The sequence below is a fragment of the Lactobacillus melliventris genome, from assembly GCF_013346935.1.
GTDB lineage: Bacteria > Bacillota > Bacilli > Lactobacillales > Lactobacillaceae > Lactobacillus.
In genome coordinates this window covers 23,369-40,941 of sequence record NZ_JAAEEB010000005.1, presented here as the reverse complement: position 1 = coordinate 40,941, position 17,573 = coordinate 23,369, and the positions used below count along the sequence as shown (strand labels likewise).

The following is a 17,573-nucleotide window of genomic DNA, read 5'->3' as shown; positions in this document are numbered from 1 at the left end:
TTATTAGTCACTTTTTCAACTACTCTAAGCAAATTAAAGAAGGCACTTTAAAGTGCCTTCTTTAACTCTAGTGATAGATGGTCTTATCAAATATCATTAGGATCTATGTGTTCACGTATCAATCTTGCAACCTCTGAAAGATCAAGTCCATAATCAGTTATTGAAATTTCATATTCAAAAGCATGAATTTCATCGACTTCTTCTGCCTTACCATAATTAAAAAAGGCACCAAGCGTTCCACATAAATGTAAAATGCTAGAGAGACTTTCAGTAGAATACACAACAATAAAAACACTATTTTTATATGATTTTTCAATTCTATATTCAAAATCATTTTTAATACTTGTTTTTATAGCAAGTATTAAATCTTCTTGTTTCTTTTCGTTCATTATTTCCTTTCTAAATAAAAAGGATGGCATATGCTATCCTTCTAATTAGCAATAACTATATTTTTATTCCTTTCGCTTTGCTCTTTTAAGTCGCTGCAGAGCAAGTTGCTTAACTCTAATCGCATGCTTATCGGCCATAATGCTTGGCTGAGCCCAGACTATAGAGGTTTTAAAAGTCGTCGTCTTTAACCTATTTCTTTCATAAATAGTCTGAAATACATTAGTGTTATCATATAGTTCTACGCTATCGAATAATGGAGCTAGTAATTCTAAATTCTTGACTGATTTTGAATAGCGTCGATCAATTACTTCGTCAGGTATCCCATGACCGCCTTTAGCTACCCTATACTTAACCCTTTCTTTAGCTAATTCTGCACTATCAACGCCCACATATAATAAATGTGTAGTAAAACCCTGCTCCTTAGCTGAACTTAAGATGTTTATATAAGTTTTTTTGGAAGAAGCTAAAGTAGTTTCCATATTGAAACTTTGTTTATTAGCAATAAAAGAATTGATTCTTTTGACTTCCATTCTCATTGCTTTAAAATTGCTTACAGGGTCGCGCCAATCCCAGTGGTTGTTCCGGGCAATTTCATCTGCATTAGCACGCCTACTGTTTTTAATTTTGGGACGCTCATTTGCATCTATTGAGCTATACAGAGTTGATTTCCCGGCTCCATTAACTCCTGCAAACATATATAGATCTATACTCATCTAATAAAGTCTTTACGATTAATTATCTGTCTCTGTCGTAATTGAAGTGCGCGATCCCGAATTGTTATCCAGAAATTGGTATCAACTTGATTAGTCGAGTTGTCAATCATTTTATTAATCTGATCATAGTTCATATTCTTAATATCTTCTTCTAATTGTTTTGGATTAACCATTATTTTTACCCCTTTCCTATAAAATGAGCGTTACTAGTTATTGATGATTATATCATTTAGAGAGTATGTGTTCTAACATAAAAAACCTTTGGGATTTGGTCTTTTGTGGTCTTGCTAACTTCAATGAACTTGGCCTTAGAATTGCGCTCTCAGCATTTGCTTTAATCAAGAATTGATCTACTTTTGTTTTGATAGAAATATTTTCCCTATACCTTTTTATGTAAACCAAAAACGTTCCTGCGCTTAATTGAAATGACCCCCAAATTTAGGACAAATTTGGGGGTCACATCAATCTAGGACGGTTTTGTTATATGTTTTCAATTGTTTAGGAAGTTTATAGTTTAGCGCGTAAACTAATTGCATGTTGTTAAATTAGCTCTATCTTTGCAATTTAAAATGCCTTATATACTTTAGCGCTATGAATTCTGCTCTATAATACTTAATTGCACCATAAAAGCATTCATGCTAAAATACAGGTGTAAGAAAAAGGAAGACTTACGCCAATAAGTCTTCCTCACGTAGAGCCACCACAAAGGACGGTAGCTGCGCTTATAGTTATAATTTTTTAAATTTATAAACCGCCCAGCCAGTATCTAGGACGGTTTTTTGATTTTGCTCATTTATCATGATGCTTGTCAATAAACATTAACAAGGTCAAGATAAACATACCAAAGTTAAGCATTAAACTTAACGCTTCGGCAGTGCTCATCAACTGCTGCTCCTTTCTTTTGGGAGACTGAAGTATGAATCAAAATAGTTCATAGGCCTCACTTCCTTCATGAAAGCGGCAGCTACCGTCCTTTTAACTTTTCTACGCTAATTAAATTATAACAAACCAATCTCAAATATTAACCAGATTTTAGGAAAATTATCTATAATCATATACACCAAGCCATTGAAATGGCTTGGTTTTTAATGTGAAATAAAAGTTATCAAACAAAATGAAATTATTGTTGAATTTTAATAATGCATCTAAGATCCTGAACTTTCATAGACAGAAATTCCCTTATGCCATATTAACAAGGATAGTGTAAAGAGCAATATTGATATTATTATTAAGCCTCCAATGTTAAACCATCCCTTATTGCCAGTTAGAAAAAAGCTGGCAGGATAGAATGCTGTGAACGCAAAAGGAATGATAAAACTAATAATAATACGAATAGTTCCGTTATATATACTTACAGGATATTTAGCAAAATTATTTAACATATAAAATATATACATCAAGCTACCTGATTGTTTGCTCCAAAAAGCAATACTTGCAGCAATTATTTTAATACTAGTATAAATTAAGGTCGCAAAGGGAATAGCAATTATAAACAAAGCAGCCTTCCACAATGACCAGTGGACGATATTGCTAGTTTTTATTAATAATGCAATTCCAATTATGAGTTCGCCACATGCATCTAGTTGAAATGTTTCTATCAAAACCTGAAAAAGTGGTGAAATCGGTCTTAACATATATTTATCAAACTGACCATTTCTAATAATTCTTTTCCCCAAGTTCCATAAATTATCAAATAATAAATGATCAATCCCTTTGGGAACCAAAGAAAAGCCGTAAATAAAGGCAATTTGAGTTAGAGTCCACCCATATAATGATGGAATCTTGGAGAAAATTATCCATAAAAAAGCAATATTTAATGCCTGTGTCAAAAATACACCTATAATTCCAATTACAAAATCAGTTTTATATTCCATTAATTGTTTTAAATATTGGACAATAAATATTTTTTGTAATTTAAAATACCTTAGCATTTTATCCTCCTTGAATCGTTAACTTACTAATTACCACAGACCAAATAAATCTCGATAATAAATAAAACGCTAGCGCCCAAAATAATTGAATTCCCAGTACTTCGAGCAGCTCCAACTCTTGATACTTACCTAAATAAATCATTACTGGTGTATAAACAAACGATCCAAACGGAAAAATCTGTAAAACAGTGGCTATAATTTTTGGAAAAAAGGAAAGCGGAATTAATGATCCAGACATAAAGGCTATAATAGCCTGTTTCATCACTCTAGCGCCCCACAGATTTTTAGAAACAAAAGCTGTGAATCCAAAACAAACATTAAAATAGAAATTGATAAAGTATGAAAGAATCGCCGAAAAAGCAAAAAATAGTATATTTAGAAAATTAATTGGAACGCTGCTGGGATTCATACTTTGAAAAATCAAAATACCGCCAAATATTGGTACTGCCAGCATTATTATCTGCAAGAGCTTTATACCAATTTCACTAAAAAGATATGTATCTACAAAGTTAATTGGCTTTAATAATCTCATACTAATGGATCCATCTTTAACTTCTTCACCAATATTGTCACTGACGCCAGTTTTAGTAATTACGCTAACAAAAAAGCTTAAAAACACATAAAGTTTCATTTGTTGAATACTAAATCCACCAATAGTAACTGCATTTGATGAATTAAAAATTGAAATCCAAAGAAAATATGTTACTACAGCTTCAAGAATGTCTCCTAGTCGATAACAAATAAAGTCTAAACGGTATGAAAGACTAATTTTTAAGCCAGCACTGATAAAAGGTGTGTACTTTTTAAACCTTCTCGGAATCATTACCAATCTCCCTTCTGATAAATCTCCGCACAATATCCTCTACGTCAGGATCCTTAACAGCTACATCAACTATAGGCACCCGATCTAAGGTATATTTTATTATGTTAGGTAAAGGAACTTTAGTTGCATCAAAGTAAACGTGGACCGTATCTTCAGCAACTGCAGTATCAATATTACTAAATTTCTTTTGATACTCTAAGATGCTAGAGTCATTTTTATTTTCAAGCTTAAAAACTACTTCATGAATTTTACCGTATTGCTTTTTTAGTTCTTCAATTGAACCGTCAAAAATCTTTTCCCCATGATCAATCAAATATATTCTCTGACATAGTAGCTCAATGTCTTTTAAATCATGTGTAGTTAATAAAATAGTCGTTTTTTCTTCTTGATTTATTGCAGTTATTGCTTTCCTAATCTTATCTTTAACAGACACATCCAATCCTATTGTTGGTTCATCTAGAAATAAAACTTTAGGTCTATGCAATAAGCTGGCTGCAATATCAGCCCTCATTCTTTGCCCCAATGATAACGTTCGAACGGGATCATTAATGAAATCATTCAAATCCAAAATTTCATTTAAAAATCCCATACGTGTCCTAAACTCTTTATCTGGAACTTGGTAAACTTCTTTTAATACAGAATATGTTTCCTGGAGAGGAAGGTCCCACCATAATTGTGTTCTTTGTCCAAAAACGACACCTATTTCTTGAACATACTTTTTTCTGTCTTTTTGAGGGTTAAAGCCATTAATAGTACATTTACCGGAAGTTGGTGTAAGAATGCCAGTTAACATCTTGATTGTTGTCGATTTACCCGCTCCATTGGCTCCTATAAACCCAAATACTTGTCCTTTTGGAACGTTAAAAGTCAAATTCTTAACAGCTTCAAAGTCCACAGTTTGAGGATTAAATAATGATTTTAAACTGCCAGCTAATCCTTTCTCCTTTACTACTTTTTTAAATGTCTTATTTAAATCGTGAACTTCAATCATATAATTGCTAGACAAAATTTTCCCTCCCTTTTTTGTTTCTTCTTTCCTTCTTGCTTCGCATAATAAAATTTGCTAATGATTTAATATCATTAACAATTTACAAGCTAGAAATTAAGTACTTTTGTTACATTAACTAATGCTAGACAAGAGAGACCCTTATTTTAGGCACATATATAGTCCTAACATAAAGTTCTGACAAATCAATATTTAGTTTAATGTTAGCGGTAACAAAATGTTTTAACTATTTATAATGGTTAAGCAAAAAGGGACTAACTTTCTCTTATCAAGCGTTAGTCCCAAATTAAATTCTATTAAAAGATCTTTTCTGACTTAATAAAAATCCTAAAAATGCTCTTTTTAATATACGCCCCAATGCTAATCATTCTTAAACCTCCGTCATGATACTTACTGTTTATTATTTTAAGGTAAAATTTGCCAGCGCCAGCTGACAATTCATTTTTCACTGCCATTGGTGTAAGACCAGCTTTTAAACACCGATTGCGCGGGAGATAATGCTTTTGCTTTAAATCTTGGAGAACTGCAATCAAAATTTCCCATTCTTTAACGGTAATTTCATCACTTTCAAGTAATTTTAAAACAAATTTTCTATAACTAAATTATTTACTCCGTCAAATAATCTAAAATGCGAAACATTGCCCTTTTATTTTCTTTAGGAACAGGATGCTCAATAATTTGCTTAGCTGTTTGTTTAAACATCGACCCAGAAAGATATTGAGAATCGTTAACCACAATCTCTTTGATATTATCTTTTTCTGGTTCTAAGTGAAACTGCAAACCCACGGCTCGCTTGCCTAAGACAAAAGCCTGATTTTGTAAATTTGCATTTGCAAATAAAATTTCAGCTTCATCTGGTATTTCAAACATTTCTTCATGCCAATGCAATACTTCTAAACTTTCAGGCAAACCGCTTATTAATTTGGACTGCAACTTGACCGGACCCCAGCCCACTTCTTTAACCGGTGCCTTTTTAACCTGATAGCCTAAAGTTTTAACAATTTGTTGGGCGCCAAAGCATACTCCTAAAACAGGCTTTCCCTCCTGAAATAGCTGCTTAATTAACTGGCGCTCTTGCTTAATCCATGGCAGATCGTCATTTGGACTCATAGGACCGCCTAAGATAACTAGTAAATCTGTTGTGGCAGCAACGGGCAAAATGCCAAACTGATAGGGATGATATACATAAAAATCATGCTGATGCAGGTCGGCCCATTCCTGAATTGAACCGGGGCCTTCGTTTGGCGTGTGTTGTAAAACATTAACTCTCATCACTTTGCTCCTTTTAAAATAATTTAGCACCATAATGTTTTTAATAAAATATTCAAATAATAATTTAATATTATTATAATTTAGTGATAAGGTATAGTTTAAGTCTATACAGTAAAAATATTACTTTTTTTATTGCATAGACTTATTAAATTTAATTTTGAAAGGTTTCAAATCATGCTGAAATATGAACTTAATCCGAAAATTGCCTTATTTTTAATGGGCATTTTACAATTTTTAATTGGTATTCTTTTTATTTATTATCATAAAAATAAAATAGCTATATATACTTACTTTTTCTTTGGTGTGATATTACTGCTAGGCGCTATTTTCATTAAAACCACCCACCCTGTAAAAATTATTCAAAAGGCTAATCTGGATGGCGGAGAAAAGTTTTTCAAGTGCTTATTTTTAGCAGCTTTGGCATTTTCGCTTCTAGTATTAATTTTTGATAGGACTAATCTGACTTCGTATATTCCGCAGATTGATGCATACTTATTTCTTATCCTATTTTAACCTGCCGGTTTTAGGGAAAGTAGTAGATAAAAAGTTCTGCAACAGCTCAATCAAAACATATGATACTTTTTATTTTCCAATTCCAAAAAGAATTGGATTTTTTTTGCATATAAATCCCAACAGGTTTATTTTTGATACTTGCAACATAATAGCCACATTCTTCAGTTCCACCTTGAAACTTGCTAATTTTCTGGCAGCGATCACTTGTTTTAAGAGAATGTAAAAATTTCACTGTTTTCCTATTAGTTGCTACTTGGTTAATTTCTCGGGTATCGTGTTTTCTTATTATTTGATTAACCTGATATTGTGCTATGTCAGGTACATAGTCATTTGATGCCCAATAGTAAAATAAAAAAAGACCTGCAGCAACAATACATGCAAATATACCAAATTTCACTTTTCTAGTCATAAGCGGTACCTCATTTATAAAGTTGACCAAATAGTAATTCATTTTATTAAAAAAGCAACATATAAAAATGACTGGCTATCATTTGCATAATGATAACCAGTCCTTAATTATATATTGATAAGCTATACTAATTAGTAGAAAAATTTTCTTTAAATTTTATTAATTTCAAATTAACTCAGCCAATTATCTATCTTAGATGTTCCACACATATCCGTTCCCTTAGGATCCAGCGCGTTTTCTATTTTGTTCCCATTTTCTTTTATTTTCTCAAGATTATCTTTGTTAACTGTATTTATAATGAACTGATACCCACCGTTTTTATTATCCCTATTTAAATATTTATTATCTACTTTTTTATACATGGTAAAGTATTTTCTAAAGCCAAAATTTTTTTGTTCTCTAACTAAGATATATCTTTCGTCATTATCTATTTTTGCTTTATAAAAGTGGTAACACTCACTTAACTTTCTTATGTAGTTTTTTCCTTTCTCCCCGATACATTCCTCAGGATCGCCAAAAATCCTATTAGACTTTTTTTCGTTGCAAGGCTCACAAACTAATGCCCAGTTTTTATAATAATCATTGCCGCCCTCTTTTTTAGGAACAATATGATCTATTTGACTATCAGTAAAACAGAGACACTTGCCACAATAAACACATTTCCCATCATATAAGTAATAAACAATTCTTTTTTCTTGTTCATTTAAAGGCGGGGTATTATTAGGAACTTTAAAACCAAACCTGCTGTGATATTCTGCTGCCCCAATAATTTTGCAGCCATTTTCTTTCATTCTATTGAGAATCGTATTTTGATTTTCAAAGTCTGCTTTTTGCATATCTTTTAAGACGTAATCCTCTTCAACAACAATAAGAAGTTTACAATCTGCTTTGGTAGAAAAGTCTTCAATATCTTCAAATACTTGCTTTACATGAGATGCAGTTTGACTTTTACTGGATTTCGTGCATAATATTTCGCCATTATGAGTGGAATATATAAGAAGAATTCCTCCCCATATAGCCAATTGCATTAAATTTTGTTAAGTCAATGTCATTAATTTCTTTAATCTTGCTACAAGGTAAACTCGAAAAAGACATATTCCTTAATTTGTGTAGTAAATTAATTTTTTTATTGCACTGAATCATGGCTATCACCTGTTCTTAAATTTGGATTATTATTTAGTAACTTTTATAATAGCATATTATTACTATACATGTATTCAAAACGCTTATTTTGATTTTTTATCAAAGTTAAATAGCTTTATTTTTATCATAGAAAAAATGCTTCTTATAATTAGATTACTAATCTATTAATAGAAGCACTTTAACGCTAAAATTCTTATTACAAATTATTTTATGCTTTTAATAACTAATCGTTCAAAGCAATTTTTCTGAATATAAAATATATTGCTGCTAGTACACATACCTGAACTACCCCAAGAATAATGCTGACACTGTTTAAAGCAGTGAAATTCTTAAATAGCAAGTACGATACAACTGGTGGTATAACAATAATTGCAATTGCTACCCCAGCAAAAATCTTGTTAAGAGCTTGCAGTTGTTCTCTTCCTGTATATTCCATTCCCGCAAATACTATAAGAAGTAAAATCATAATCCACAACATATTTTCACCTCATAATAACTCTATCGTTTATTTTGCTGAACGATAATCCCTAAAAATATAAAATAAACCTAACAGAATAAACAAAACAATTCCAGAATGGAAAGCCGGTAAAATTTGGCCAAACTGAAAATTATGTATTACTAATTCAAAGGCTACTAAGGAAACGGAGGTTAATATCAATATCATTCCCCGATTAGTCCTAAGAAATTTGATTGCTGGATTATCTTTATAGATTTTACCCAAACACCAGCATGTAATGATTAAAGATACCCCTGCTATTGTTTCGGTCATGTATTTATCCTCCTTTCCAAATAAATGTACAAAAGTCATGCTGTTACGTCTTTATAGGTAAGATGACGACTTCTTAATTAACGAAATAAATCAGATATAATTATTGATTTATTTCTAAACTAAGAATAGCATTAAACCATTATTAATAATGTGCAAAATCAGCACATCATTCTAAGAATAAATAAACATAAAAAGAGTAATACCATGAGCAATTTTGGCAAAACAATTCATAGTCTTAGAACTACACGTAAAATGACCCAGCAAGATTTAGCACAAGATTTATTTGACCGTAGTACAATTTCAAAAATTGAAAATACTGAATTATCAACTACTTATGAAAATGAACTTAAATTAATAAAGCGACTGGGTTTAACTCCCAACGAGTTTGAATATATTAGTAATGGTTATCATATTAGTACTAAAAGTCAACTTCTGCATCGGTTTTTAAACCTTGATGGTAGTATTGATAAGGATAAAATAAATAGTTTGTTACAAGATTGTCTCTTAGTCAAAAACGACGATGATATTAAACGAATTACTATTATTCTTAAAGCTCTACTATTAGTCGATAAACAAAAAGGATTTACTCATGCACAAGAACTAGTTCAACCTATTTGGTTCAACTCTCTTCGTAATATCGAGATTTTTACTGTTACAGATATTACGATCCTTAATTCAATTTTATTTGCCTTTGACTATCAAACAGCAAACGAAATTATTGCCAAGATTATTGCTAATATAGACAATCATTATCCGTTTATGAAAGCTCTGAAAACCAATACGCTAATTAATCAGGCAATAATACAAATGACGCATCACAAATTTAAGTTAGCTGTCACTACTTTAGATAGTTTAAAGCCTTTATTAAAGAGCCTAAGACAGTATGATAAATTGCTTGTTGTTAATGTCCGCATAGCAATCTGCCAGAAAAAGAAACAAGAAGCGCTTAAGCAAATTTGCTTATTACAAAAAATTGGTGCCGAAAACTTGGCAGAAAGTTTAAAACAGGAAATCGCAGAATTTTTTTAAATAATAATTATTTTTAATTAGAGTTATCAAAAATACACAATAAAAGTTTTATAACTTGACCAGATATTGATATTGTATCTATTTACAAATTAAATATAAAATAGAAAAAAATCATTATTTAGGAGTCAAAATTGATCATAGATACTAAGAAACTGCAAAAAGCAGTCATGGAAAATAAGAAAAAACACGGTTTCAATACCGCAGATATTGAGTTTGAATTATTGCGATTACATGGAGAAGCTAATGAGTTATTTGAAGCCTGGCGCAAAAATGATAAACAAAACATCAATGAAGAATTAGCCGATGTGGGGATATTCTTACTAGGCATTGCAGAAATGCTTGTGAGTGATTTGGGTGAAGACATTGTTAATAAAATGAAAATAAACGAAAAAAGAATATACAAAAATGGTGTTAAACGCAGTCCTCATTAATTATGAAATAATTAAAAATCCTGTTGCTTTTTTAATTATCAGGGTTTAATATATCCAAATATAATATAAATACCATCTTTGATATCAAGTTATATACAAGATTATTTGATAATAGAGAAAGCGTCATAATGTTATGGTTTTAAAAAACTTATCTTATAAAACTAAACATATAATATCTGGTTTTATACAAATTCTGCTAGGCCTCTTTGCAATTTTTGTGTTAAAACACAAATTTTATGTCATAGTCATATTTTTAATTCTTGCTCTCTTGGATTTTGCAAATGTTCTTTTTGGAAAGGATCCAGTCGATAAACCTAAAAAATATTCTGAAAAAGTCTATAGGAATAGGCAAATATTTTCGACTTGCGTAGGTTTAGTTTTGTTTTTTATGGCTCTAATAGAACTTATAGATCAACCGAGAAGTGGCTTAGGTCTTGTTTATATGGAATCCGGCCTGCTATGCGTATTATTCCCCTAATGAACATTTAGAAATAGTTATTTCTGAAAAATGCAATCTTGATTTGACAAAGGTTCCGAAATTTTTGGTAAATTTTTCTTCTATGGCTATTTCCCAAATACTCTTTGTTTCAAGATGTTTAGTTAATTAGTTAATTAATATGGATATATTTTTCTTTTCCTAGTTGCTTGAATTAAAACTTATATATTTTTTGGCAGCACTGATTAATTATGAAACAATTTAAAATTTTGTTGCCTTTTTAATAATCAGGGTTTAATATATCCAAATATAATATAATTATCATCTTTGATATCAAGTTATATACAAGATTATTTGATAATAGGGAAAGCGTTATACTGTTATGATTTTAAAAAAATTGTCTTATAAAGCTAGAGTTTTAATATGTGCCTTTATTCAGGTTCTGCTAGGCATCTTTTTAACTTTTGGTTTAGGAAAAAGTATTGGTTTCCTATTCTGCTTTTTAATTTTAGCCCTCATGTGCTTCATATCAGCTTTTTTTGGAAAGAATCCCACTACTAGAATTAAAAAAATTTCTAAAAAAGCATATAAAAATTCGAAAAAATTTTCTGCTATTTTAGGTTTGGTATTTCTTTTCTTAGGCTTAGTGGATATGATAACCAGTCCAAAAAGCGGTTCCAATTTTCTTTATTTAGATACTGGCCTGATCTTCTTATTGCTACCCGAGTAAAATGCTTAGAAATAGCTATTTTGGAAAAATACAATCTTGACTTGACTGAATAGTCTTGAAGAATTATTTCTTATAGACCAACAAAAGACATTGAGTTTAATGCTCAATGCTTTTTTCATATATATTTTCTCTCAGTCTTGAATTTTGCATCTTAAATAGGTCACAGACTACTCAATATGTATAAAAGCTATGGGTCTACCCTTCTTTATATGATTAATAATCTAATTTTTAAAATTATTTCGTTCTATTTATATTTCCAATAGCGCTTTAGTTTTATGGTATGAAAAAATGTAGATTAATCCATAAACTATTAAAAATAATAAACATGTTTCAATAATTGGCTTCCCCACAATTTGAAAGCTTCCTATGAGTTCCACAACATCATTTTCCAAGAAACTGTATCTAAAGCCAATAAAAGCTATTAATCCATTTAATAGTCCCATCACTGCAGGAGGAACGAAAAGCAATAAATTGCTAGCACTAGCTATTTTTTTCAATTGTTTTCTACTATAACCAATATTATCTAAAAATCTAAACTCGTCAGTTAGTTCTATAGTTTCCATTAAAGTAGTAAAGTAAAGAATACAACCGATAAAGACAAAAAATAACACAGAAATGAAAGCTTCCATTAAAAATGTTGCACTATTATTGTCAACCGCATCTTTATTCTTTTTATAAGCGCTTAAAAACCTAATGTTCATATGCTTAATATCTTGATAAAGCTGCTTGTTATCTCGTAGATTAGGCCCATTAACCGTATAAACCATTTTAGCTGAATGATGTTTACTAATTTTTTTAAAGTCTTGATTATTCAGCACTATATATGCGTAGCCATATCCTGCGTTCATAGGCCACATGTGCATTTCTTTCAAATTAAACTTGATACTATTAATATTTACCTTACGCCAAGATTTGTTTGGCTTATAAAAGGCATAAATATATCCAGTTCCCTTAGTAAATGCAAGGTTTGGGACTTGCTTATTACCTTGTAATTTAAACAGCTCTTGATAATCCTGTTTATTAATAACTTTGCATTTTTTAGTTGACTGCTTTTTGTTTACCATTATTGGTTTATCAGAAATCAGTTTAATTACCTTTGTTGCTTTAAATTTACCATCATATTTTCTAGCTATTTGCTTTACCTTGGTTACTTGATTAGGTTCAAGTTTCTGATTAATTTCAATAGCCGAAGGTATAGTTTTCATAAACGAAGCTTTTGGATAAGTTAAAAGCATGAAAGTCGTGCTGGCAAGACCAATAACAGCTGAAATAACTAAGGACAGTACAACCAATAAATTTGATTTAGTTTTTAGTTTAAACAGTGATTCTGGTAAAAAGATATTGTTCGTCGGTCGGTACAACTGACGGTGATTATTAATTTTCCGATTAATAAAATAAGCCAAAGTGCTTTTGATGATTAAGAATGTGCCAATTATTACCAATACTAATGAAATCATTGCCATTGGCGCAAAACCAATTTTAACCCATAAAGATTGTTGCTGCTTAACGAGATCTAAAACTAAGAAATAGGCTATTAATAACGCAATCATTCCTAAGTAAGCTGTCCAGGACTTGGTTTTCACTGCTTTTTCGCTAACTTGATTTAAATTAGAAATATTTAAGATAGATAAGCTCTTAATTAAATGGTAATTATCAAAAAAGATAACTAACAACATAAAAATTGAAAGTACTACTGTAATTATGAATGGTGACAAGGTGAAATGTGTTAAATATGGTATATCAAGCTTTAAAGCTACAATCAAAAGTACTTTTATTAAACTATAAAACAAAATACTAATAAGCATTCCAACAAGGCAGGCAGTTCCAATAATAATGGTGTTTTCTGTCATTAAAATCGAAGTAATGTTCTTCTTTGACATACCCAGCATTGAATAAATTCCTAGTTCTTCAGCACGTTGCTTTAAGAAAAAGCGGTTAAAGTAAATAATAAAGAAAATTGTAAATAAGGTAAACAATACCGAAGTAACATAAGACATAAACTCTACTTTGGCTGAGCTCGATAAAGAATCTGCAATTACATGGTCCTTGGCGAAAATTTGCAGAGTGTTGAATAATCCTAGAATTAAAGAAAGCGATATAAAATAATTTCGGTATAGGCCAAAACTATTTTTGATATTATTTTTAGCTATTACTTTGTAATTCATAATTAATTGCACCCCCTATGCTTCTACTTCGGCTAATTTCCTTGCTAGCTCCTGTTGAAAAGTATTATTGCTATCTTTTTTAACGATTTGGTCAACAATTTTCCCATCTTTTAGAAAAATAACTTTATTAGCGTAACTAGCTGCTAAGCTATCATGGGTAACCATTAAGATAGAAGTATGAAATTTTTGATTTAATTTTGCTAAATACTCCATGATTAATTTAGCTGCTTGTGAATCCAATGCACCAGTAGGCTCGTCGGCCAATAAGAGTGTTGGATTTTTAATGATAGCCCTAATTATCGCTACACGCTGTTTTTGACCACCAGATAAAGCCACTGGATATTTATCAAGTTGATCACTTAATCTAAAATATTCGGCTAATTTATCAATTTTTTGATCGATTTCTTGGTCATTTTTACCGAGTAATGACATAGGAACGGCAATATTTTGTCTTACTGTTAAGCTTTTTAATAAACGATAGTTTTGAAAAACAAAACCTAGTTTTTTCTTACGAAAATTGGCAGCTTCATCATCAGATAATTTGGAGATTTCATGATCATCAACATAGATCTCACCGCCAGAAGCTGTATCTAATGTTGAAATCATATTAAGCAGAGTAGTTTTGCCTGAACCAGACGCACCCATAATTGCCACAAATTCGCCAAAGTTAATTCCAAAGCTAATACCTGCTATTGTTTGATATTGTTTTTCATAAATTTTGGTAACATTACTTACTTGCAAAATTTCGGCCATAACTAATCCTCACTTTCTGTTTCTTTGTACTATTTATCTAGTACACTAGTTCTAACAAAAAGCGTTGTCAATAAGTACAATGAAAAAGATGACTAAATTTTAAAAAAGCTTTACTTTGAATCAGTGAAAATTTAAATAAAAAGGTTCAAAGTTAATTTGATAAATTATTGAGATAATTTTGAAATATGTTTTTATAATAAATACAAAAATGCGCCTAACAGCTTATTCTTACTACTAGGTGCATTTAAATTATTTATTCAGTTTTTTCAAAATGTTTTACTTGGCCGTCTTTGGCTTAGCATTTTGTTGTGCTTCTTCTGCAGTATTAATTGGACTTAATTTCACTCCTGCAATAAATTTGACGTCACTCTTTTTTACATAACCGTCACCCACATCAATGGAATCTGGTCCTCCACCACCTGGAAGGTCAGTGGCATAAAACTTATGACCTTTTAAATGGTAAAATAGTTCAGCTTTATTTTCGGCTGGCACCCAAATATAAAGCAATTTATCTACCTTTAAATTACCGCCTTGTTTCCTGATTCTTTGTCCTTTATGATCTTGCTTGGCGCCATCGGCATTATAAACATCTGTATCTTGATAAAATCTAATATAGGAATAGTGCTCATAATTATAGTTATGAGAAGGCAGATCTTTCTTAACTTTAACGTCTAAGCAATAGAGCCAATTATTCGTTCCTTTAATACGATAAATAACTGCATTTGGTATAGCTAATTGGCTAATTTCTTCAGCATATCCTTGTTCTTCAGCACGATCGACTACGAAGGTAGTGCCTTTTTTTGCCTTTTTAGTAGTTTTGAGACCATTATTGATCTCATAAATTGGAGCACCACCATCTCTTGTTACTGTTGCGATCGTTTCTTCGGTGTTTGAAGCGGTGATTTTGCCCAAGTTGCTGGCTCTTACATATTGCTTTGCGGGACCACCAATGCGGTAATAGCGCAGACCGTTCTTAAACTTGACGGTGCCACCATAAGTTGTAATAGAAGCTCCCTTTCGAATTAAGCGGTAGTTAGCCCTGCGTGAGCTGGTAGCGTAAACATAGGAATTATGCTTAACTGCACGTTTAACACCGTCAATGTTATTAGCTTTGATAAATTGTTTTTTACCGCTAATTCTATAATATGGTGCGTATGGCTCAAAATCTAAGATAACAGGTTTTTTATCAACTTCAATTCGGCGAAAAGCTGGATACTTAGCATCTGCCTTTTGTCCGTTCTCATCATATGCTTGTGACGTATACATAACGGTTCTTATAGTGCTGGGAATCTTTGCTTGAACAGTATGGGATTGCTGATTAAATGTCCAAATTGCAGTAAGTCCTAAAAAACCAGCTGCTAAATAATGAGTAATTTTTTTATTCATATGTTTTAACCTCTCTTCTTCAAAAAATGCTATCTTTATTTTTGATTCTCTAATTTCTGCAATCAAAACAAGAAATTATATAATTTCATTCTGTGCTTTTCTTAACGATTAATGAAGTTAAAAAATGATGGACTTAATTAGCCAAATATCTTAATACAAATAGGAAATAAGTATGTTATGACTTTAACTAATTCCCTGCTCTTTTCTTAGCAGCTTCAATTACTTCTTTGGTCGTTTTTTGCTTAGCAGCTTGACTTGCTTCTTCTGCTGTATTAATTGGGCTTAGTCTAACACCGGAAATAAATCTAACATCACTCGCTTTGACATAGCTATCATCAAAATCTACTTGACCGCCGCCTTTTCCGTCTGGCTTATTGGTGGCATAAAACATATGACCCTTCATATGATAAAACAGCTCGGCTTTATTTTCGGATGGTACCCAAATGTAAAGTAATTTATCTACCTTTATGTCACCGCCTTGCTTCCTAATTCTTTGCCCATTAATATCTTTCTTGGTGCCATCGGCATTATAGACATCTGTGTCTTGATAAAATCTAATATAAGAATAATGCTCAAGGTCATAATAATGATGCGGAAGTTCTTTTTGAACTTTAACGTCTAGGCAATAGAGCCAATTATTCGTCCCTTTAATACGATAAATAGTAGGATTAGGGATAGCCGAATGACCAATCTTCTCCGCATAGTTATCTTCTTCAGCTCGGTCGACTACAAAGGTAGTACCTTTTTTAGCCTTTTTAGTAGTTTTGACCCCATTTTTGATCTCATAAATTGGAGCACCACCATCTCTTGTCACTGTTGCGACAGTTTCTTCGGTGTTTGAAGCAGTGATTTTGCCCAAGTTGCTGGCTTTCACATATTGCTTTGCAGGACCACCAATGCGGTAGTAGCGCAAACCATTCTTAAACTTGACGGTGCCACCATAAGTTGTAATTGAGGTTCCTTTTCTAATTAAACGATAGTCAGCCCTGCGTGAACTTGTAGCATAAACATAAGAGTTACGTTTGACCTTGCGTTTAACGCCATCGATGTTATTAGCTTTGATATATTGCTTTTTCCCGCTAATTTTATAGTATGGGGCATAGGGCTTGAAATCTAAGATTAATGGCGTTTTATCAACTTCAACCCGGCGAAAAGCTGGATACTTAGCGTCTACCTTTTGTCCATCCTCATCGTATGCTTGTGACGTGTACATAACTGTTCTTATAGCACTAGGAATCTTTGCCTGAACAGTATGGGCTTGATGATTAAATGTCCAAATAGTTGTTAAGCCTAAAAAACCAGCTGCTAAATAATGAACAAGTTTTTTATTCATATTTTAACCTCTCTTCTTTAAAAATTACTATCTTTTGCCATTGCTTTTATTTTGGGAACAAAAGCGCAAAACGAGACAATAGTAAAAGACAACTAATATAATAACTATTACTAATCATGTACCCCTTTTTATAATTATGGAAGATAAAAAATGATGAATTTAATTAAGGAAATATCTTAATATATAGGAAGATACTTAATTTTAAACTTACTCCGTTAAATTTATACGTATAATAAGAAACATGGAAGGTTTACTATATGACGAAGACCCCAAAAGAAATTATCAAGATTTAATGAAAAGTCTCACTATGTTTAGGTGTTAAGTCCTATTTTTGCCTGTTT

20 protein-coding genes are annotated in these 17,573 nt (G+C 31.5%); 4 read left to right on the top strand and 16 right to left on the bottom strand.

The window, feature by feature from the left end; genetic code table 11:
* Window positions 1-86: 86 nt before the first annotated feature.
* From GYV61_RS05955 to GYV61_RS05920, 8 genes are all read right to left on the bottom strand, one after another.
* A complete protein-coding gene (locus GYV61_RS05955) occupies window positions 87-389 on the bottom strand; it encodes a hypothetical protein (RefSeq protein WP_146207101.1) in 303 nt (100 codons plus the stop codon).
* Between the two features lie 63 nt (window positions 390-452).
* Window positions 453-1,103, bottom strand: coding sequence for an ATPase (locus GYV61_RS05950; RefSeq protein ID WP_174795151.1), 651 nt, complete (start codon window positions 1,101-1,103; stop codon window positions 453-455).
* The gene (locus GYV61_RS05945) at window positions 1,100-1,276 is read right to left on the bottom strand and encodes a hypothetical protein (protein ID WP_174795150.1); all 177 of its coding nucleotides are present in this window, start codon (window positions 1,274-1,276) and stop codon (window positions 1,100-1,102) included. Before GYV61_RS05945 ends, GYV61_RS05950 begins: the two co-directional genes overlap by 4 nt.
* Before the next feature lie 616 nt (window positions 1,277-1,892).
* Complete coding sequence (locus GYV61_RS05940) at window positions 1,893-1,985, bottom strand: putative holin-like toxin (RefSeq protein WP_081945322.1); 93 nt, start codon at window positions 1,983-1,985, stop codon at window positions 1,893-1,895.
* Between the two features lie 263 nt (window positions 1,986-2,248).
* Complete coding sequence (locus tag GYV61_RS05935) at window positions 2,249-3,034, bottom strand: ABC transporter permease (RefSeq protein WP_174795149.1); 786 nt, start codon at window positions 3,032-3,034, stop codon at window positions 2,249-2,251.
* A gap of 1 nt (window position 3,035) precedes the next feature.
* Window positions 3,036-3,857 (bottom strand): ABC transporter permease, encoded by an 822-nt coding sequence (locus GYV61_RS05930; protein ID WP_194240818.1) that lies wholly within the window; start codon window positions 3,855-3,857, stop codon window positions 3,036-3,038.
* Window positions 3,838-4,848, bottom strand: a complete 1,011-nt coding sequence (locus GYV61_RS05925) for an ABC transporter ATP-binding protein (protein WP_174795199.1) — start codon at window positions 4,846-4,848, stop codon at window positions 3,838-3,840. The genes GYV61_RS05930 and GYV61_RS05925 overlap by 20 nt, the downstream gene beginning before the upstream one ends.
* A gap of 621 nt (window positions 4,849-5,469) precedes the next feature.
* A complete protein-coding gene (locus tag GYV61_RS05920) occupies window positions 5,470-6,135 on the bottom strand; it encodes a type 1 glutamine amidotransferase (RefSeq protein WP_174795148.1) in 666 nt (221 codons plus the stop codon).
* Between the two features lie 174 nt (window positions 6,136-6,309).
* Between GYV61_RS05920 and GYV61_RS05915 the strand changes: the two genes are divergently transcribed.
* A complete protein-coding gene (locus GYV61_RS05915) occupies window positions 6,310-6,648 on the top strand; it encodes a hypothetical protein (RefSeq protein ID WP_174795147.1) in 339 nt (112 codons plus the stop codon).
* 46 nt (window positions 6,649-6,694) lie between these two features.
* On the opposite strand, the gene GYV61_RS05910 is transcribed toward GYV61_RS05915, so the two are convergent.
* From GYV61_RS05910 to GYV61_RS05895, 4 genes are all read right to left on the bottom strand, one after another.
* Window positions 6,695-7,057, bottom strand: coding sequence for a hypothetical protein (locus GYV61_RS05910; RefSeq protein ID WP_174795146.1), 363 nt, complete (start codon window positions 7,055-7,057; stop codon window positions 6,695-6,697).
* 170 nt (window positions 7,058-7,227) lie between these two features.
* On the bottom strand, window positions 7,228-8,085 hold the full coding sequence (locus GYV61_RS05905) for an HNH endonuclease (protein ID WP_174795145.1): 858 nt from the start codon (window positions 8,083-8,085) through the stop codon (window positions 7,228-7,230).
* A gap of 338 nt (window positions 8,086-8,423) precedes the next feature.
* Entirely contained in the window at window positions 8,424-8,678 is a 255-nt protein-coding gene (locus GYV61_RS05900) for a hypothetical protein (RefSeq protein ID WP_174795144.1), read from the bottom strand.
* 27 nt (window positions 8,679-8,705) lie between these two features.
* Complete coding sequence (locus GYV61_RS05895) at window positions 8,706-8,969, bottom strand: hypothetical protein (protein ID WP_046332672.1); 264 nt, start codon at window positions 8,967-8,969, stop codon at window positions 8,706-8,708.
* 204 nt (window positions 8,970-9,173) lie between these two features.
* On the opposite strand from GYV61_RS05895, the gene GYV61_RS05890 reads away from it, so the two are divergent.
* From GYV61_RS05890 to GYV61_RS05880, 3 genes are all read left to right on the top strand, one after another.
* Complete coding sequence (locus tag GYV61_RS05890; RefSeq protein WP_174795143.1) at window positions 9,174-9,998, top strand: helix-turn-helix domain-containing protein; 825 nt, start codon at window positions 9,174-9,176, stop codon at window positions 9,996-9,998.
* A 131-nt stretch (window positions 9,999-10,129) separates the two neighbouring features.
* Entirely contained in the window at window positions 10,130-10,429 is a 300-nt protein-coding gene (locus tag GYV61_RS05885; RefSeq protein WP_174795142.1) for a MazG nucleotide pyrophosphohydrolase domain-containing protein, read from the top strand.
* 818 nt (window positions 10,430-11,247) lie between these two features.
* Window positions 11,248-11,595: a hypothetical protein gene (locus GYV61_RS05880; protein WP_174795141.1), complete on the top strand. Its 348-nt coding sequence runs from the start codon at window positions 11,248-11,250 to the stop codon at window positions 11,593-11,595.
* Window positions 11,596-11,843: 248 nt separating this feature from the next.
* On the opposite strand, the gene GYV61_RS05875 is transcribed toward GYV61_RS05880, so the two are convergent.
* From GYV61_RS05875 to GYV61_RS05860, 4 genes are all read right to left on the bottom strand, one after another.
* Window positions 11,844-13,760, bottom strand: coding sequence for an FtsX-like permease family protein (locus GYV61_RS05875; RefSeq protein WP_174795140.1), 1,917 nt, complete (start codon window positions 13,758-13,760; stop codon window positions 11,844-11,846).
* Between the two features lie 15 nt (window positions 13,761-13,775).
* Window positions 13,776-14,513: an ABC transporter ATP-binding protein gene (locus GYV61_RS05870; RefSeq protein WP_174795139.1), complete on the bottom strand. Its 738-nt coding sequence runs from the start codon at window positions 14,511-14,513 to the stop codon at window positions 13,776-13,778.
* Window positions 14,514-14,789: 276 nt separating this feature from the next.
* The gene (locus GYV61_RS05865; protein WP_174795138.1) at window positions 14,790-15,899 is read right to left on the bottom strand and encodes an SLAP domain-containing protein; all 1,110 of its coding nucleotides are present in this window, start codon (window positions 15,897-15,899) and stop codon (window positions 14,790-14,792) included.
* Window positions 15,900-16,086: 187 nt separating this feature from the next.
* Window positions 16,087-17,232, bottom strand: a complete 1,146-nt coding sequence (locus GYV61_RS05860; protein ID WP_174795137.1) for an SLAP domain-containing protein — start codon at window positions 17,230-17,232, stop codon at window positions 16,087-16,089.
* Between the last annotated feature and the right edge of the window lie 341 nt (window positions 17,233-17,573).